Source organism: Hydrogenophaga sp., from assembly GCF_965657535.1.
GTDB lineage: Bacteria > Pseudomonadota > Gammaproteobacteria > Burkholderiales > Burkholderiaceae_C > Hydrogenophaga.
Map to the genome: position 1 here is coordinate 434,372 of NZ_CBFHOP010000001.1, position 18,548 is coordinate 452,919.

Genomic DNA, 18,548 nt, shown 5'->3' on the forward strand with positions numbered 1-18,548 from the left:
TTGGACATGAATCAAACCCCGGCACCTATCGCATCAGCCACGCGAACCCTCAAAACACTTGCCGCCGTGACGCGGCTGCTGCTGTGGGTAATTTTGGCCGCTTGGGGGCTGTTTGCACTGACCTGGGGGACCTTGCATTTATTGATTGTGCCCCGAATCGGCGAGTGGCGCCCCGAGCTGGAACGCTGGGCCGGCGCCGCTGTAGGGGTTCCGGTGCGGGTGGGTGAAATCCGGGCCGAGCCCCGCAGTGCCGCCCAGGGCTTGCTGCCGGCGTTCATGCCCAGCTTCGAATTGCGCGGAGTGCAGCTGTTCGACCCGCAGGGGCGACCGGCGCTGGAGCTGCCGCTGGTGCGCGCATCGGTCTCGGTGGGCTCGCTCTGGCGGCTCGGTTTTGAGCAGGTCGTGGTTGAGCAGCCGGTGCTTGACGTGCGGCGCACCGCGCAAGGGCGCATTGAGGTGGCGGGCCTGGACCTGTCGGGCCCGGGCGAAGCCGACAGCGCGGGCGCCGACTGGTTTTTTTCGCAAGACGAGTTTGTCATTCAGGGTGGCACCGTGCGCTGGACCGACGACCTGCGCGGCCAGCCGCCGCTGGCGCTGGCCGCGCTCAACCTGGTGGTGCGCAACACCGCGCGCACGCACCACATGCAACTGGACGCCACGCCGCCGCCCGACTGGGGCGACCGCTTCAGCCTGCGCGCCCGCCTGCGCGAACCGCTGCTGAACTTGGGACGCAACCGCGCACCTGGCCAGGCGCCCTGGCACCGCTGGGACGGCGAGCTGTACGCCGACTTCCAGCGGGTGGACGTGGCGCAGTTGCGCGCTTACCTGGACTTGTCTGAATGGGGCGTTGAGGTGCGGGCGGGCCAGGGTGCCTTGCGCGCCTGGGCCGACGTGGCGCGTGGGCAGATCGCCGGCGCGACCGCCGACCTGGCCTTGCAGGGCGTTGCGGTACAGCTGGGGCCGCGGTTGCCCGACCTGTTGCTGGACGCACTGGATGGGCGTCTGGCCGCGCAGTGGGACGCTCAGGGGTTTGGCCTCACCACGCACAACCTGCGCTTTCGCACCGGCGAGGGGGTGGAGTGGCCCGGTGGTGTGGTGCACCTGAAGCACACCACCGCCTCGGGCCAGCGCCCAGCCAGCCTGGCGCTGACGGCCGATCGGCTCGATCTGGCCGCATTGACCGCCATTGGCACCCGCCTGCCGCTCACCACGGCGACCCACGGTCTGCTGGCCACGCTGCAGCCGGTGGGCCGGGTGGAGGGCTTGTCGGCCAGCTGGCAGGGCGCCCACCCGCTGCCGTCGACACCCGATGGGCCCGCACCCGACTGGCGCGGTGGCGATTACCAGGCCAAAGGCCGCATCGTGGGCCTGGCGCTGACGGGCGAGCCCAGCGGCCGGCTGGCGGCTTCCGGTCAGTACCCGCTCCCGGGACGGCCCGGCATTGCCGGCGCCACGGTGGACTTCGACCTCACCCGCGACGGCGGCCGCGCCAAGCTGGTCATTGATGATGGTGCCATCGACCTGCCCGGCGTTTTCGAAGAGACGCGATTGCCGCTCACCCGGCTGGACGCCGACGCGTCCTGGCGCATCGAGGGCGAGCGCATCGAGGTGGATGTGAACACGGTGCGCCTGGCCAACGCCGACGCCGAGGGCACAGCCCAGCTGCGCTGGCACACCAGCGATGCCGCACGCAGCGCATCGGGCTCGCGGTTTCCGGGCGTGCTGGACCTGACCGCCACGCTCAGCCGTGCCGACGCCACACGCGTGCACCGCTACCTGCCGCTCACCATTGGCACGCAGGCCCGGCGCTACGTGCGCGAGGCCGTTCGCGGCGGCTCGGCCAGCCGGGTGGACTTCCGCCTGCAAGGCGACATTTACGACATGCCATTTGACGCACCCGGTGCCACTGGCGTGTTTCGCATTGGCGCCCAGTTGCAGGGGCTGGACTTTGCCTACGTGCCCACCTACTTGCAAACAGCCGATGACGTGGCCTGGCCGGGCTTGCGCGGCATGGCCGGCGAGCTGGTGCTGGACCGCACCGCGCTCAAGCTCACCGGCCTGCAGGGCGGGCTGGAGGGCGCGCCCAATGTGCGGTTGAGCCAGGCCGACATCCGCGTCGATGACCTGGCCCAGACCTCCACGCTGGTGGTGAATGCCCGAGCGCAAGGCCCGGCCGGTGAGGTGCTGGGCTTTGTGCGCAACAGCCCGCTCAACGCCATGACCGGCGAGGCCCTGGCACAGGCGCGCATGGGTGGTCCGGCCAACGTGCAGTTTCAGCTCAACCTGCCTTTCTTCGACATGCCCGCGACCGCCGTGGCGGGCACGGTGCAGTTTGTGGGCAACGACGTGCAGATCAGCCCCGGATCGCCCCTGCTCGGGCGCGCCACCGGCACGCTTCAGTTCAGCGAAAAAGGCTTCAGTGTGGCAGCAGCCCAGGCACGGCTGTATGGCGGTGACATCCGGTTTGAAGGCGGTATGCGGCCCGACGCCAGTGGCGTGCCACGCATCCAGTTTCGGGGCCAGGGCATGGCCAGTGCCGACGGCTTGCGGGACGCCGGCCTGGGCTTCGTGTCGCGCCTGTTTCAAAACGCTCGCGGCAGCGCGGCTTACACCGCCCAGCTGGGTTTTCGCGCGGGCGTGCCCGAGCTGCTGGTCAACAGCAACTTGCAGGGCATGGCCATCAACCTGCCGGCGCCGCTGAACAAAGCCACAGACGCCAGCCTGCCGCTTCGCTTTGATTCGAGCGTGCTGTCCGTGGTGAACGGTGTGGCGCAGACCGACCGACTGGCGGTGCAGCTCGGAGCGCCGCTGAGCCCGCTGGCCAGCCTGCAATACGAGCGCGACATCCGTGGCGATGAGCCGCAGGTGCTGCGTGGCAGCGTGGCGGTGGGGTTGGGTGGCAACGAGGCGGCACCGCTGCCCACAGAAGGCGTGCTGGGCAACATTCGGCTGGATCAACTCAACCTGGACGCCTGGGAACGGGCGTTTGCTTCAACCACCGGTATCGATGTGCGCAGCGCTGGACTCAGTGCAGACGCTCTTGCTGCGGCCTCGAGCACCAGCCTGGCCTACCTGCCCACCACCCTGGCGGTGCGTGCCGACCGCCTCACCGTGGCGGGCCGCGTGTTCAACGGTGTGGTGCTGGGTGGCGCACGCGAGGGCACGCAGTGGCGTGCCAACGTCGATGCCGACGAACTCAACGGCTACGTGGCCTACCGCCAGCCGGGTGCGGGCACGGCGGGCAGTGTGTTTGCGCGCCTGGCGCGCCTGAGCCTAGCGCCCACGGTGGCGACCGAGGTGGAGCAGTTGTTGCAGCAACCTGCCAGCGTGCCTGCGCTGGACATTGCGGTGGACGAGCTGCGGGTGGCCAACCGCAGCCTGGGGCGGGTTGAAATTGAAGCCATCAACCGCGGCGGCACCGCGCGCAACAGCGAATGGCGCTTGACCAAGCTCAATCTCAGCCTGCCCGAGGCCCGGCTGAGTGCCACCGGCAACTGGGCCGCGCAGGAATCACCCAACGGTACGGGCACCGCCGTGCAGCGGCGAACCGCCCTGAATTTCAGGCTCGACATCGACGACTCGGGCAAGTTGCTGTCGCGCTTTGACCGCGAAGGTGTGGTGCGTGGCGGCAAGGGCCGCATGGAGGGCAGCGTCGGCTGGCTGGGTTCGCCGCTGGCGCTGGACTACCCCAGCCTCGCTGGCCAGTTGCAGGTCGAGATTGAGCGCGGCCAGTTCCTGAAGGTGGACCCGGGAGCCGCCAAGCTGCTGGGGGTGCTGAGCCTGCAGGCCCTGCCGCGGCGCCTGGTACTCGATTTTCGCGATGTGTTTTCCGAGGGTTTTGCCTTCGATTTCGTACGCGGCGATGCCCGCATCGACCAGGGGGTGCTGTTCACCAACAACCTGCAGATGAAGGGCATCAACGCGGCCGTGCTGATGGAAGGCACGGCCGACCTGGCGCGCGAGCAGCAAGACCTGAAGGTGGTGGTGGTGCCCGAGATCAACGCCGGCACCGCTTCGCTGATTGCGACCGCCATCAACCCCGCCGTGGGGCTGGGCACCTTTTTGGCGCAGTTTCTGCTGCGCCAGCCACTGCAAAGCGCGGCCACCCAAGAATTTCACATCACCGGCGGCTGGGCCGACCCCCAGGTGGAAAAGATCCAGCGCCAGCCGGCCACCCCCGCTGCATCGCCCGCCCCAGCGCTGCAGTAAGCTGTCGAACCGCCGGGTGTCCCGGGGCCACTGCCCACACCCCACCACAAGGAGTCACCATGAAAGTTGCCGCCATTCAGATGGTCTCGGGCATCAGCCTGGACGCCAACCTCAGCGAGGCCCTGCGCCTGCTGCGCCAGGCCGCCAGCGCCGGTGCCGAGCTGGCCGTGCTGCCTGAATATTTTTGTTTCATGGGCCACAAAGACGAAGACAAGCTGCTGCTGGCCGAAACGCCTGGCCTGGGCACGGTGCAAGACTTTTTGTCTGACGCCGCGCGCGACCTCAAGCTCTGGGTTGTGGGCGGTACCCTGCCCATGGCCACCGACGACCCGCTTCACGCGGCCAACGCGTCGCTGGTCTACACCCCGCGGGGCGAAAACGCCAGCCGCTACGACAAGATCCACCTGTTCCGTTTTGACAACGGCCGCGAAAGCTACGACGAAGCCAACGTGCTGCGAGCGGGCGAAACGCCCACCGTGTTTGACTGCAAGAGCCGCAGCGGCGAAAGCTGGCGCGTGGGGCAAAGCGTGTGCTACGACCTGCGCTTTGGCGAGCTGTACCGAACCCTGGCCGCCGATCTGTTACTGGTGCCGTCTGCCTTCACCCACACCACTGGCCAGGCCCACTGGGAGGTGCTGCTGCGCGCCCGTGCCATTGAAAACCAGGCCTACGTGATCGCCAGCGCGCAGGGCGGTCTGCACGAAAACGGCCGCCGCACCTGGGGCCACAGCATGGTGATCGACCCTTGGGGTGAGGTGATGGCCATGCAGGCCGAAGGCCCGGGCGTGGTGCTGGCCGACATCGACATGTCGCGCCTGCAAGCCGTGCGCATGCAGCTGCCAGCGTTGCAGCACCGCAGGCTATGAAAAGGGGACGCTCCCTGCCCCGCGTCCAAGGGCGCGTCACCCCTCACCGGGGAGCGCCACCGGTCAGCCCGCGCCCCCATCTCGCGGTGGCATGACCTCCGTGGTCGTGTCAAAGGCGTCCACACGCTCCAGCTTGCGCTCGCGCCGCTGGCTGCTCTGGGGTGCGCTGTTGGCGCTGGTGCTGGCGCTGCTGGGCGTGCTGGTGTTTCTGGCGGGCGAATACGAAGAGGGCCGCGACCAGGCCGCGCTGGAACGCGATGCGGCCCAGGTGGCCAGCGACATCCGCGGTGAGCTGATTCGCAACGTGCAGACTTTGCAGTCGCTGCACAGCGTGGCGCCAACGACCGACTCATGGGCGACACCGGCGGCCGAACTGCTCACCGCCCACCGCGAGATGGTGCGGCTGGAGTGGCGCAGCAACACCCACGCGCTGCTGGTGCACCGCGACACGCCGTACCTCGCCAACCTGTCGGGTTATCTGCACCGCGATCAGGCCCTGCCCGATGTGCGCCAGGCCTGTGAAAACGCGCGGCGACTCTCCGGCCCGGCGTTCTCGCCGAGCTACTTCTGGCCCCTGAGCGGTGGCCAGGGGCTGGAGCTGATGGAAATGTGCCTGCCGGTGGTGCGCGCAGGCGCGCCCAACGGTTTCCTGGTCGTCACCTACACCCTGCCCGGCGTGCTCACCGAGCTGACCAACAAAGCCATGTTGCAAGGTCGAGGGCTGGCATTTACCGAGCCCGACGGCACGCGCCTGGCGCTGCACAGCACCGTGACCAGCAGCCGCCGCCTGCTCCAAGCCAGCATTCTGCTGGACCTGCCCGGTCACACCCTCATGCTGCGCATGGAGAGTCCGCGCCAGGCTGTGGGCCTGTTTCCCAACGTGCTGACCGCCGTGGTGGGCGCCCTGTCGCTGGCTTTGCTGGCGGTGCTGGCCTTGCTGGGTCGCGACATGCGAAGGCGCCAGCGCGCCGAGCTGGACGTGGCCGACGCCCTGGCCTTTCGCAAGGCGATGGAGAATTCCTTGGTGACAGGCCTTCGCGCCAGGGCCATGGACGGGCGGATCACCTACGTCAACCCGGCGTTCTGCCAGATGGTGGGCTACAGCGCCGAGCAGCTCATTGGCACCGGCTTGCCAGCCCCCTGGTGGCCGCCCGAGCTGGTAGACGAATACCAGCAGCGCCTGGCGGTGCGCCTGGCCGGGCAGACGCTGCCCCGTGAAGGCTACGAGTCGGTGTTCCAGCGCAGCGACGGCACCCGGTTTCCGGTGCTCATCATCGAAGCTCCGCTGATCGACGCCCAAGGTGTGCAGACCGGCTACATGAGCGCCATCCTCGACCTCACCGAGCAGCGCCGGGTGGAAGACATCAACCGCGCTTCGCAAGACCGCCTGCAGGCCACTGCCCGGCTGGCCACGGTGGGCGAAATGGCCTCGCTGCTGAGCCACGAACTCAACCAGCCGCTGGCCGCCATTGCCAGCTACGCCACCGGCACGCTCAATCTGCTGCAAGACACCACCCAGGCCGCGCCACAGGCCGACTTGCAGCTGGCTATGCGCCGCATCAGCGAACAGGCCGAACGCGCCGGCCGGGTCATCAAGAGCGTGGCCGACTTCGTGCGCCGGCGCGAGCAGGTGCGCGAGGCGGTGGCGCCGCAAAGCCTTATCGACGCCATTGCACCGCTGCTGGGTTTGCAGGCCAAAAAACAGGGCATCCGCGTGCAGATCGAGTTGGCGCCGGGTGTGCCGCCGGTGCTGTGCGACCGCACCATGGTCGAGCAAGTGTTGCTGAACCTCGCGCGCAACGGCATGCAGGCCATGCCCGAGGGCGACCCGCCGTCCCGCTCTGCCGAGCGCTTGCTCACGGTGTCGGTGCGCCAGTCGCGCTTGCAATCGGGTGTGTTGGTGGGCGGGCTGGCGCAGAAGTCCTGGGTCGAATTCGCGGTGACCGATCGGGGGCACGGCCTAAGCGCCGACGTGCAGGCCAAACTGTTCACGCCGTTTTTCACCACCAAGGCCGAAGGCATGGGGCTGGGCCTGAGCTTGTGCCGCACTGTGATCGAGCAGCATGGCGGCGCACTCACCCACGAGCCGTTCCTGCCACGGGGCACGGTGTTCAGGTTCACGCTGCCGGGCGCCTGAGGCCGCCTGCAGCCCGCGCCAGCTGTGTTTTAGGGGGCCGTGGCGGGGCTGGTTTCAGCCGTTTTTTCTGTTGGAGGCCAGGGCATCGCACTGGCCTTTAGCGGTGCGCCGATGGGGCTGGCGGCCAGACCTTTTTGTACCGCCTCCAGGTCCTGCGGGGTGGGGTACTGGTCTTGCAGCAGGTAGTCAAACACCCGGCGCGCAATGGGGGCCGCATGTGCCGCACCAAACCCAGCGTTTTCCACCACCACCGCCAGTGCCACGCGCGGCTGCTCCATGGGGGCGAAGGCCACGTAGAGCGAGTGGTCGCGCTGGTGTTCTTCCAGCTTGCGCGCGTCGTAGCGGTCTTTCTGGCCAATCGTCACCGCTTGGGCGGTGCCGGTTTTGCCACCGCTTTCGTAGCCTGCGCCGGCAAACACCCGGGCTGACGTGCCATCGGTCGTCACACCTTGCATGGCCCGCAACACGGTTTGAACATGCTCGGGTTTGTAGCCCAGGTGGGTGGCCGCGGGCACCTTGGGCGGTGTGCGTTCTCGGGTGACCACGTCTTCTGTGGCCAGGGTGAGGTGCGGTGTGTATTTCACGCCGCCGTTGGCCAGCGTGGCCATGGCGTGGGCCAGCTGCAGCATGGTGAAATTGTTGTAGCCCTGGCCAATGCCCAGTGAGATGGTTTCACCGGCGTACCAGCGTTTTTGCTCGGGCCGTTTGTAGGCGTTGCGCTTCCATTCCTGGCTTGGCAACACACCGCGCACCTCACCGCGCAGGTCAATGCCGGTGATCTGTCCAAAACCCAGCGGCCTCATGAAATCGTGCATCAGGTCCACGCCCATTTCGCTGGCCAGCGAGTAGTAGTAAGTGTTGCTCGACTTGATGATGCTGCGGCGCATGTCGACCGCGCCCAGCCCACCGTCGCCGTGGCTGCGAAAGCGGTGGTTGCCAAACATCCAGAAGCCGGGATCGTTGATGGTGGTCCCCGCGCTGCGGGTGCCGGTTTCCAGTGCGCCCAGCGCCATGAACGGCTTGTAGGTCGAGCCCGGCGGGTAGGTGCCGCGCAGTGCCCGGTTCAACAGCGGTTTGTCCAGCGACTCGTTGAGTGCGCGCCAGTTTTCCACGTCGATACCTTCGACGAACAAGTTGGGGTCGAAGGTGGGTTTGCTGACGAAGGCCAGCACCTCGCCGTTGCGCGGGTCGATCGCCACCAGCGCACCGCGGCGCTCGCCAAACATGTCTTCCACCAGCTTCTGCAGCTGAATGTCGATCGCCAGCACCACCGTGTTGCCTGGGGTGGCCGGCGTGTTGGCCAGCGAGCGCACAGCGCGCCCGCCTGCCGAAGTTTCCACCCGTTCAAAACCCGTGATGCCGTGCAGTTCGCGTTCATAGCTTTGTTCGGCGCCGAGCTTGCCGATGTATTCGGTGCCCCGGTAGTTGGCCTGTTCTTCCTCGGGCCATTCCTCGATGCTGGCTTTCTCGCGCTGGTTGATGCGGCCGATGTAGCCTATGACGTGGCTTGCCACGTCGCCATGCGGGTACTGACGGATCAGCCGTGCCCGCACATCAACCCCCGGAAAACGGTAGCGCTGGGCCGTGAAGCGCGCCACCTCTTCGTCGCTCAGGCGGGTGCGCAGGGGCAGCGAGTCGAAGCGGTGCGACTCTTCCAACAGCTTGCGAAAGCGGCGTTTGTCGCGCGGCGGCACGTCGACGATCGCACCCAAGGCGTCGATGGTGCCGTCCAGATCAGCCACCTTGGAGGGTGTGATCTCCAAGGTGTAGGCGGAATAGTTGGTCGCCAGCACGCGGCCGTAGCGGTCCAGAATCTGCCCCCGGTTGGGCACCACCGGCAGCACCGCCGTGCGGTTGCTCTCGGCCTGTGCCAGCAGGTCGTCGTGCCGCACGACCTGCAGGTACAGCATGCGCGCAGCGATCAGGCCAAACGCAAGCAACACGCCCAGCCCCGCCACCACCACCCGGGTGCGGAACTGCGCCAGGTCGGCTTCGACGTTGCGTAACTCCGTCATGGATGTGGCCCCCATGCTCCGCCGCTGCGCGAGTCGCTGCCCCCCAAGGGGGGTGTTTCGCCTTGGGGCGGCCCGGCGGCGCAACCTGGCCCCCAAGCGGGCTCCAGCTGCTGGCAGGAACCCGGGGCTGCACCACGGCGCGGGTCGGCCCGGCGCGAGGTGTCGGGGCACCAATATGTGGTGAAACCGGCTTTGCCGGGCCACTTGCATCGCCCCCTTGAGGGGGCGACGCCAAAGGCGGCGCGGGGGTGTTTCATCTACAGTGGCCGGTTGTCGTCGGGGTTGGGCGCGCGGCGCTGGGGCGCCAGCAGCAGCACACTGGCCACAGGCCAGAGCAAGGCCTCAACGAACGGCGCCAGAAAGAACAGCCCGCCCGGAAACGTGCCACCCGAGGCCATGCGCACCAGCAATTCGAGCAGATGCACCCCCAAAAACAACGGGAACAGCTGCACCGCCTGCGTGGGCACCGCAAACCAGAGCAGGCGCCGGTGCATGAAGACGGCAAAGTAGCCGAGCACCGTGTAGGCCAGGGCGTGCTGGCCCAGCAGCGCGCCCTGCTGCACGTCCATGGCCAGACCAAAGGCAAAGGCCACGCCCACGCCGATGCGCAGCGGCTGGTGCACGCTCCAGAACACCAGCACCACGGCGAGCAGGTCGGGCACCCAGGCTGCACGGCCCCACAGGCCCATGTTCAGTGTCATGTTGAGCAGCAGCGCACCGATCAGTGTGAACCAGATGAAGAACGGGTTCACAGGCAGCAGCAACTGCTGGCCACGGCGCATGATCATGGCGCACTCCGGGGGTTGGCCACGGCTTTGCCGGGGGCTTTGCGCGCCGGTGCGCCGCTCGGTTCGGGCAGGGGCGATGGCGGCAGGCTGGGCCCCACGGGCGCCAGCACCAGCACATGCAGCGCACCTTGCACGCGGGCCAGCGGTTCACAACCGATGCGGGTGAACGACGATTCGGCGCGCCGCTCGACCAGCGTCACACGCGCCACCGGCAAGCCGGGCGGGTAAACGCCGTCGACCCCGCTGGTGGTCAGCAAGTCGCCTTGTGCGATGTCGGCATTGGCCAGCGTGTAGCGCAGCTCCAGCCCGTCGCCGGTGGCCGACGGCTGACCATAGGCCACATTGCGCACACCGGTGCGGGTATTGAGCACGGGAATCGCCTGGTCCCGGTCCACCAGCAAGGTCACCTCGGACACCAGTGGGTACACGCGGGTCACCTGGCCGAGGACCCCGCTTTCGTCGATCACGGCCGAGCCTGGCTCTATGCCGTGGGTTTGCCCGCGGTCAATCACCACCTTGCGCGAAAACGGATCGGCTGCGTCGTACAGCACCTGTGCGCCGGTGGCCGGGGTGGTGATACGCGCGCGCATGGCCAGCAGTTCGCGCAGGCGCTGGTTTTCCAGGTTGAGTTGTTCGAGCTGCAGCGACTGCCCCGCCTGAGTGGCCAGGCGCTGCAGCGCTTCGCCCTCGCTGCGCTGCGCCTGATGCAGCGACGTGAAATAGCCTCCGGCCTGGCCCACCGCCTGCACCGGTTGCAACACCAGCCATTGCACCGGGTAGAGCGCTGTGGCCATGGCCGAGCGGATGGGCACAGTGAGCTTGAAACGCACGTCGGCCACCATCACAAACAAAGCCAGTGCGCTGAATACAACCAGTTTGGACAGCGCCGACGGCCCCTGTTTAAAAAACGGTGGCGGGGTGCGGTCCAGGGTGCCCAGTGGCATGGATGGTCGGTGGGGGCTGGAGCTGTGCCGCCGGGCGGCGTGGGGTTATTCGCTGGTGAAAATGGTGCCCAGGCGCTCCATGCGCTCCAGGGCCATGCCGCAGCCGCGCACCACGCAGGTCAACGGCTCTTCGGCCACCAGCACCGGCAGGCCGGTTTCTTCGGCCAGCAGACGGTCCAGGTCGCGCAGCAGGGCGCCGCCACCGGTCAACATCATGCCGCGCTCGGCAATGTCGGCGCCCAGTTCGGGGGGCGTGTGCTCCAACGCCATTTTCACGGCCGACACGATGTTGTTCAGCGGGTCGGTCAGGGCTTCGAGAATTTCGTTGCTGGAAATGGTGAAGCTGCGTGGCACGCCTTCGGACAGGTTGCGGCCCTTGACTTCCATTTCCTTGACTTCGGAGCCCGGAAAGGCCGAGCCAATGTGCTTCTTGATGGCTTCGGCCGTGGGCTCGCCAATCAGCATGCCGTAGTTGCGGCGGATGTAGGCAATGATGGCATCGTCAAAGCGGTCTCCGCCCACGCGCACGCTGCCCTTGTAAACCATGCCGCCCAGGCTGATGACGCCCACTTCGGTGGTGCCACCACCAATGTCGACCACCATCGAGCCGGAAGCGTCCGACACCGGCAGGCCGGCGCCAATGGCCGCGGCCATGGGTTCTTCGATCAGGTAAACCTCGGAGGCGCCAGCGCCCAGGGCCGACTCGCGGATAGCGCGGCGCTCCACCTGGGTGGAGCCGCAGGGCACGCAGATGATGATGCGAGGGCTCGGCTTGAACATCGAGCGCGGATGCACCATCTTGATGAACTGCTTGAGCATTTGCTCGGTCACGGTGAAGTCGGCAATGACGCCGTCTTTCATCGGGCGAATCGCTTCGATGTTGCCGGGTACCTTGCCCAACATCGCCTTGGCTTCTTTGCCCACGGCCTGAATCGTCTTCTTGCCCTGGGGACCGCCTTCGTGACGAATGGACACCACCGAGGGTTCGTCAAGGACGATGCCTTTGCCGCGAACGTAAATCAGGGTGTTGGCTGTGCCGAGGTCAATGGCCAGGTCGGTCGAAAACTGCCGACGAAACGCTTCAAACATGGTGCAAAAGTCCTGTGGGGCATGGGCACGGCTTCGCGTGCTCATCGCCGGGTATGGGTTGGCTTGTAGGCCGAAAGGTGTGGCTAAGTATTTGATTCAAGGGCAAAAAGCGTCGCAGGACGGGTATTGCCGCTAAACCTTGGATAATACCGTATCCCCTGTGCATAACTGTGCGCATTGCGGGGCAAATTCTTCTCTTTACAACCCGTTGCAGGGGCGTTTTTCACGCCTTGGGTTGTTTCTTTTGTATTACACAGCAACCGAGTCCTGTCATGTCCCTGACCCTGTCCGACATCGGGCGCATCGCCAACCTCGCCCGGCTTGAGCTGTCTGCCGCCCAGAGCGAACGCATGCTGACCCAGCTCAGTGGTTTTTTCGAGACCGTTGAGCAGATGAACGCCGTCGACACCACCGGCGTCGAGCCCCTCGCCCACCCCACGGCCGTCATCGACCATGTGAGCTTGCGCTTGCGCCCCGACGTGGCCAGCGAGCCCAACAACCGCGAAGCCAACCAAAAGAGCGCGCCCGCCGTTGAGCGCGGCCTGTTTCTCGTACCCAAGGTGATCGAATGAACGCCCAAGACATCCACCAGATGGGCGTTGCCGAACTGGCCTCAGCCCTGGCCCACCAGAAGGTGTCCAGCGTGGAAGCCGCGCAGCAGCTGCTGGCGCGTGCCAAGCAGCATGCCAGCCTGGGCGCCTACCTCGCCTTCAACGAAGAAGCCACCCTGACCCAGGCCAAGGCCGCTGATGCCCGCTTGGCCGCCGGCGAGCGCACGCCGCTGCTGGGAGTACCGCTGGCGCACAAAGATATTTTCGTTACCCGCGACTTCCCCACCACCGCCGGCTCCCAGATGCTGGCCGGCTACCAAAGCCCGTTTGATGCCACCGTGGTGACCCAGCTGGCCGCTGCGGGCGCCGTGACGCTGGGCAAGCTCAACTGCGATGAGTTCGCCATGGGCTCGGGCAACGACAACTCGGCCTTTGGGCCGGCGCACAACCCCTGGGACGTGTCGCGCGTGCCCGGCGGCTCGTCGGGTGGTTCGGCCGCTGCGGTGGCGGCCCGCCTGGCGCCTGCCGCCACCGGCACCGACACCGGCGGCTCCATCCGCCAGCCCGCCGCGTTTTGCGGCATCACCGGCATCAAGCCCACCTATGGCCGCTGCTCGCGCTATGGCATGGTGGCGTTTGCCTCCAGCCTCGACCAGGCCGGGCCCATGGCCCGCAGCGCCGCCGACTGCGCGGTGTTGCTGAGCGCCATGGCTGGCCCCGACATCGACCGCGATTCCACCAGCCTGGACCACCCGGGCGAAAACTACAGCGCGGCTCTGGCTCAGCCTCGCGCCGGTGCCACCGCCGCGCAGCCGCTCAAAGGCCTGCGCATTGGTTTGCCCACCGAATTCTTCGGCGCGGGTTGCGCGCCCGATGTGCTGGCTGCCGTGCGCGCAGCGCTGGCCGAATACGAAAAACTGGGCGCCACGCTGGTGGACATTTCGCTGCCACGCACCGAGCTGTCAATCCCGGTCTACTACGTCATTGCGCCGGCCGAGGCGTCGAGCAACCTCAGCCGTTTTGACGGTGTGAAGTTCGGTCACCGCGCCGCGCAATACGACGACCTGATCGACATGTACAAGAAGTCGCGCAGCGAAGGCTTTGGCCCCGAGGTGCAGCGCCGCATCATGATTGGCACCTATGTCCTGAGCCACGGGTACTACGACGCGTACTACCTGCAGGCGCAAAAAATCCGCCGCCTGATCGCGCAAGACTTTCAGCAGGCCTTCACCCAGTGCGACGTGATGGCCGGGCCGGTGGCGCCCACAGTGGCGTGGAAAATTGGCGAGAAAAGTGCCGACCCGATGGCCAACTACCTGGCCGACATTTACACCTTGTCCACCAGCCTCGCTGGCTTGCCTGGCATGAGCGTGCCAGCCGGTTTTGGCGCTGCCAACATGCCGGTGGGTCTGCAGCTCGTGGGTAACTATTTCAAGGAAGGCGAGCTGCTGCAGACAGCTCACGCCTTTCAGCAAGCCACCGACTGGCATCTCAAAACGCCACAGGGCTACTGAACATGAGTGACAAGAAACAAGCTTCCCTCTTGGTGCAAGGTTACGAAGTTGTCATCGGCTTTGAAACCCATGCCCAGCTCTCCACGCAAAGCAAAATTTTCAGCCGTGCGCCCACGGCCTTTGGCGCCGAGCCCAACACGCAAGCCTGCGCGGTGGACTTGGCGCTGCCCGGCACGCTGCCGGTGATGAACCGCGGTGCGGTCGAAAAAGCCATTCGCCTGGGTCTGGCGCTGGGCTCGCACATTGCGGAGCAAAGCGTGTTTGCCCGCAAAAATTACTTCTACCCCGACCTGCCCAAGGGCTATCAGATCAGCCAGTTTGAGATCCCGGTGGTGCAGGGTGGCGAGGTGTCGTTTTTCCTGGGGGACGAGAAGAAGACGGTGCACTTGGTGCGCGCTCATCTGGAAGAAGACGCGGGCAAGAGCCTGCACGAAGACTTCGTTGGCCAGTCGGGCATTGATCTGAACCGCGCCGGCACGCCACTGCTGGAGATCGTGACAGAGCCCGACATGCGCAGCAGCGCCGAGGCCGTGGCCTACGCGAAAGAGCTGCACAAGATCGTGACCTGGATCGGCATTTGCGACGGCAACATGCAAGAAGGCAGCTTCCGTTGCGACGCCAACGTGTCGGTTCGCAAGCCCGGTAGCGAGCTGGGGACGCGCCGCGAGATCAAGAACCTGAACTCGTTCAAGTTCATGCAACAAGCGATCGACTACGAGGTGCGCTGGCAGATCGACCAGATTGAAGACGGCCACACCATTCAGCAGGCCACCGTGCTGTTTGACCCCGACACCGGTGAAACCCGCGCCATGCGCACCAAGGAAGACGCGGCCGACTACCGCTACTTCCCCGACCCCGACCTGCCGCCGCTGGTGATTGGCCGCGACTGGGTGGAGCGTGTGAAAGGCGACATGCCTGAGTTGCCGCGCCAGATGGCCGAGCGTCTGGTGGCTGAGTACGGCTTGCCCGAGTACGACGCGACCACGCTCACCCAGAGTCCGGCCATGGCGGCGTATTTTGAGACGGCAGCGAAGGCATCCGGCCAGGCCAAGATGGCCAGCAACTGGATCATGGGCGAGGTCTCGCGCCGGCTGAACGCAGAAGAGCGCGACATGGCCGGCGTGCCGGTGAGCGCTGCGCAGTTGGCTGCGCTCATTGGCCGCATTGCGGACGGCACCGTGTCCAACAACGCGGCCAAGCAGGTGTTTGAATCGCTCTGGACTGGCGAGTCTGCCGATGTTGACGCCGTCATCGAAGCCAAAGGCCTCAAGCAGATGAACGACAGCGGCGCACTGGAGAAAATCATCGACGAGGTGATGGCCGCCAACGCGCCCATGGTCGAGCAGTTCCGCGCTGGCAAAGACAAGGCCTTCAACGCGCTGGTGGGTCTCGTCATGAAAGCCAGCAGAGGCAAGGCCAACCCGCAGCAGGTCAACGACGTGCTGAAGCAGAAACTGCAGTGAGCTAGCGAGGGGCGCGGGCCTTGTCCTGCGCGCGTGCCCTAACCCAGAAGCACCGTGGAACCAGCTTCGCCGGGCCACAACTGCTGTCCCCCTCAAGGGGGGAGCCGCGTCAGCGGCGCAGGGAGGCGTTCACCTACCGCTCCAGAGCTGGCGCAGCTTGACCAGCTCTTCATCAAAGCGTGCGTTGATGCGCTTTTTTTCCTGGGCTTGTTCGTCCAGAAAACGCTTTTGCACCAGCACCTGCTGCTGGTTGTCTTCAGATTTTCGGCGCAGCCAAGTCGGGATCTTGGTGGGGTCCCGTTGATAAAATTCCATTTCGGTGGCGATGTTTTTGCGCTGCTCTTCCAGAGCCCGTTCGCGCTTGTTCACCGCACCAATCACCTCGTCAACCTGGTTCAGCGCCTCGCCACGCTCTTTTTCGTGGGACGCCAGTGTGGGGTAGCGGATCAGCAGCGCACGGTCGCGGCGTTTTTCCTCGGCGAGCCGCGCACGCTGCTCGTCTTCTTCCTTGCGCTGCGCGTCCAGCCGGGCGCGTTCCTCGGCTGTGTAGCTCGGTGGCAGCACGCGGCGCACCACACCGGTGCTGCCCAGCTGGCGTTGTTCACGGTCCAGGCATTCGTGAATGGGCCGGTCCGAGGTGATACGGCGACCCTTGCTGTCGATGCAGGTGTAAATACCCTGTGTGTTGCTCTGGGCTGACAGGCCCGTCGCCCAGCTCAGCGCCAGCAGCGCGACACACAACGCACCCGCCGGGGTGCGCGACAAAGACAGGCAGTTTCGATGCACAAGGTTTCCTCAGGCCACGCCGTAGCGCTGGCGGTAGGCCTGCACACGCTCAAGATGAGCGCCGAGCTCACCGCCGGTGTTATCCGTTAGATACTGCAGCAAATCGGCCAGCCTCGCAATGGCGCAGACTTGCAAGCCCAGCTGGTGCTGCACATATTGCACTGCACTGTGCTCCACGTCACGAATCTGGCCGTCCGGGCCCATTTCAGTGGCTTTTTCCTGGCGGTCCAGGGCAATCGCCACCGCGTGTGGTGTGGCGCCAGCGGCTTGTATCAAGGCGATGGATTCGCGCGCGGCGGTGCCGGCGCTCATCACATCGTCCACGATCAGCACCCGGCCCTTGAGTGGTGCGCCCACCAGCGTGCCGCCCTCGCCGTGGTCTTTGGCTTCTTTGCGGTTGTAGGCAAACGGCGCGTTGCGCCCCATGCGTGCCAGCTCGATGGACACCGCTGCCCCGAGCGGGATGCCTTTGTAGGCCGGGCCAAAGATCATGTCAAATTCGATGCCGCTGTCGACCAGGGCTTTTGCATAAAATTGCGCGAGTCGACCCAGCTTGGCGCCGTCGTCAAACAGGCCCGCATTGAAAAAATACGGTGACAGACGCCCGGCCTTGGTCTTGAACTCGCCGAAGCGCAACACGCCCGAGTCCACGCAGAACTGCACAAAGTCCTGCGCCAAAGCGCCGCCACCTTCAGCACCGGCAGCCGCCGTGCCCACATCCAACACCATGGGGAATTCCTTGTTCAAACTGACCAGCCTCAACCTCAACGGCATACGCTCTGCCAGCACCAAAGGGCTGGAGGCATGGCTCGCGGGGCACCAGCCCGATTGTATTTGTGTGCAGGAAATCAAGGCGCAGGCCGCCGACCTGAGCGGCCGCTTTGAAGCGCTGGCGGGTTTGAATGGTTACTTTCACTGCGCCGAGAAAAAAGGTTATTCCGGCGTTGGCGTGTACACCCGCCACGAACCCAGCGACGTGGTGGTGGGCTTTGACGGCGGTGAGTTCGACGCCGAAGGCCGTTATGTGGAACTGCGTTTTGACACGCCTTCGCGCAAGCTGTCGCTGATCAGCGCCTACTTTCCCAGCGGCTCGTCTGGCCCTGAGCGGCAAGAAGCCAAATACCGCTTCCTCGCCCTCATGTACCCCCACCTGATGGCGCTCAAAGGCGAGCGCGAGTTTGTCTTGTGCGGCGACATCAACATCGCCCATCAGCAAGCCGACCTGAAGAACTGGCGCAGCAACCAGAAGAACAGCGGCTTTCTACCCGAAGAGCGCGCCTGGATGACGCAGTTGCTCACCGACGGCGGCCTGGTGGACGTGTACCGCCACCTGCAGCCCGACACCACCGACGCTTGCTACACCTGGTGGAGCAACCGCGGCCAGGCCTACGCCAACAACGTGGGCTGGCGACTCGACTACCACCTGGCCACACCCGCGCTGGCATCGCAAGCGCGCACCGAGGCGATCTACAAAACCGAGAAGTTCTCGGACCACGCGCCCATCACCATCGAATACGACTTTTCGATTTGAGCCCGACATGTTTCAGTACTTCACCGTCCCCGTCACCGCCTTCGCCCAGAACTGCTCCATCGTCTGGTGCGACCAAACCCTGGACGCGGCCATCATCGACCCCGGTGGCGACCTGGACCGGTTGCTGGCCGAGGTGAAGCGTCTGGGCGTCCATCTCAAAGCCATCTGGCTCACGCACGCCCACATTGACCACGCCGGCGGCACCGCCGAGCTGGCCGAACGTCTGGGCTTGCCCATCATTGGCCCGCACCCGGGCGACCAGTTCTGGATCGATGGGCTGCCCCAGCAAAGTCAGATGTTTGGTTTCCCGCCCGCTGGCCACTTCACGCCCACGCGCTGGCTGGCCGACGGCGACACGGTGCACATCGGGCACTGCACGCTCAATGTGCGCCACTGCCCTGGCCACACGCCCGGCCATGTGGTGTTTCACAGCCCAGAGGCGAAGCGTGTGTTTGTGGGTGACGTGCTGTTTGCCGGCAGCATCGGGCGCACCGATTTTCCACAGGGCAACCACGCCCAGCTCATCAGCAGCATCCAGGAGCGCCTGTGGCCCATGGGAGACGACACGGTGTTCATTCCTGGCCATGGGCCAGAGAGCACCTTGGGCGAAGAGCGCCGCTTCAACCCCTATGTAGGACGGGGCTGAGTTTCAGCA

14 protein-coding genes are annotated in these 18,548 nt (G+C 65.8%); 8 read left to right on the forward strand and 6 right to left on the reverse strand.

Annotated elements, in window-relative coordinates; all coding sequences use genetic code 11:
* Positions 1-6 precede the first annotated feature (6 nt).
* The 3 genes from ACTG4K_RS02145 to ACTG4K_RS02155 all read left to right on the forward strand — a co-directional run bounded on the left by ACTG4K_RS02145 (position 7) and on the right by ACTG4K_RS02155 (position 7,212).
* Positions 7-4,209, forward strand: a complete 4,203-nt coding sequence (locus ACTG4K_RS02145) for a YhdP family protein (RefSeq protein WP_439112547.1) — start codon at positions 7-9, stop codon at positions 4,207-4,209.
* Between the two features lie 59 nt (positions 4,210-4,268).
* Positions 4,269-5,075: a carbon-nitrogen hydrolase family protein gene (locus ACTG4K_RS02150; protein ID WP_439112548.1), complete on the forward strand. Its 807-nt coding sequence runs from the start codon at positions 4,269-4,271 to the stop codon at positions 5,073-5,075.
* A gap of 91 nt (positions 5,076-5,166) precedes the next feature.
* On the forward strand, positions 5,167-7,212 hold the full coding sequence (locus tag ACTG4K_RS02155; RefSeq protein WP_439112549.1) for a two-component system sensor histidine kinase NtrB: 2,046 nt from the start codon (positions 5,167-5,169) through the stop codon (positions 7,210-7,212).
* Positions 7,213-7,241: 29 nt separating this feature from the next.
* On the opposite strand, the gene mrdA is transcribed toward ACTG4K_RS02155, so the two are convergent.
* The 4 genes from mrdA to ACTG4K_RS02175 all read right to left on the reverse strand — a co-directional run bounded on the left by mrdA (position 7,242) and on the right by ACTG4K_RS02175 (position 12,048).
* Positions 7,242-9,227 carry a penicillin-binding protein 2 gene (gene mrdA / locus ACTG4K_RS02160; RefSeq protein ID WP_439112550.1) on the reverse strand — a complete coding sequence of 662 codons (1,986 nt, stop codon included), beginning with the start codon at positions 9,225-9,227 and terminating at the stop codon, positions 7,242-7,244.
* A gap of 257 nt (positions 9,228-9,484) precedes the next feature.
* A complete protein-coding gene (gene mreD / locus ACTG4K_RS02165; protein ID WP_439112551.1) occupies positions 9,485-10,015 on the reverse strand; it encodes a rod shape-determining protein MreD in 531 nt (176 codons plus the stop codon).
* Positions 10,012-10,959 (reverse strand): rod shape-determining protein MreC, encoded by a 948-nt coding sequence (gene mreC / locus ACTG4K_RS02170; protein ID WP_439112552.1) that lies wholly within the window; start codon positions 10,957-10,959, stop codon positions 10,012-10,014. The genes mreD and mreC overlap by 4 nt, the downstream gene beginning before the upstream one ends.
* Positions 10,960-11,004: 45 nt before the next feature.
* Positions 11,005-12,048 carry a rod shape-determining protein gene (locus ACTG4K_RS02175; protein ID WP_439112553.1) on the reverse strand — a complete coding sequence of 348 codons (1,044 nt, stop codon included), beginning with the start codon at positions 12,046-12,048 and terminating at the stop codon, positions 11,005-11,007.
* A 272-nt stretch (positions 12,049-12,320) separates the two neighbouring features.
* Between ACTG4K_RS02175 and gatC the strand changes: the two genes are divergently transcribed.
* Genes gatC through gatB form a run of 3 tightly spaced genes read left to right on the forward strand, consistent with a single transcriptional unit; the run spans position 12,321 to position 15,576 of the window.
* The gene (gatC, locus tag ACTG4K_RS02180) at positions 12,321-12,620 is read left to right on the forward strand and encodes an Asp-tRNA(Asn)/Glu-tRNA(Gln) amidotransferase subunit GatC (protein ID WP_439112554.1); all 300 of its coding nucleotides are present in this window, start codon (positions 12,321-12,323) and stop codon (positions 12,618-12,620) included.
* Positions 12,617-14,113, forward strand: a complete 1,497-nt coding sequence (gatA, locus tag ACTG4K_RS02185) for an Asp-tRNA(Asn)/Glu-tRNA(Gln) amidotransferase subunit GatA (RefSeq protein WP_439112555.1) — start codon at positions 12,617-12,619, stop codon at positions 14,111-14,113. The genes gatC and gatA overlap by 4 nt, the downstream gene beginning before the upstream one ends.
* 2 nt (positions 14,114-14,115) lie before the next feature.
* Positions 14,116-15,576 (forward strand): Asp-tRNA(Asn)/Glu-tRNA(Gln) amidotransferase subunit GatB, encoded by a 1,461-nt coding sequence (gatB, locus tag ACTG4K_RS02190; RefSeq protein WP_439112556.1) that lies wholly within the window; start codon positions 14,116-14,118, stop codon positions 15,574-15,576.
* 129 nt (positions 15,577-15,705) lie between these two features.
* Here gatB and ACTG4K_RS02195 read toward each other — a convergent pair whose 3' ends face one another.
* Positions 15,706-16,362, reverse strand: a complete 657-nt coding sequence (locus ACTG4K_RS02195) for a DUF4124 domain-containing protein (protein ID WP_439112557.1) — start codon at positions 16,360-16,362, stop codon at positions 15,706-15,708.
* Positions 16,363-16,371: 9 nt separating this feature from the next.
* Entirely contained in the window at positions 16,372-17,091 is a 720-nt protein-coding gene (gene pyrE / locus ACTG4K_RS02200; RefSeq protein WP_439112558.1) for an orotate phosphoribosyltransferase, read from the reverse strand.
* 10 nt (positions 17,092-17,101) lie between these two features.
* On the opposite strand from pyrE, the gene ACTG4K_RS02205 reads away from it, so the two are divergent.
* Together ACTG4K_RS02205 and ACTG4K_RS02210 are read left to right on the forward strand one after the other, a co-directional pair.
* Positions 17,102-17,893 (forward strand): exodeoxyribonuclease III, encoded by a 792-nt coding sequence (locus tag ACTG4K_RS02205; RefSeq protein WP_439112559.1) that lies wholly within the window; start codon positions 17,102-17,104, stop codon positions 17,891-17,893.
* 7 nt (positions 17,894-17,900) lie between these two features.
* On the forward strand, positions 17,901-18,539 hold the full coding sequence (locus tag ACTG4K_RS02210; RefSeq protein WP_439112560.1) for an MBL fold metallo-hydrolase: 639 nt from the start codon (positions 17,901-17,903) through the stop codon (positions 18,537-18,539).
* Positions 18,540-18,548: the final 9 nt, after the last annotated feature.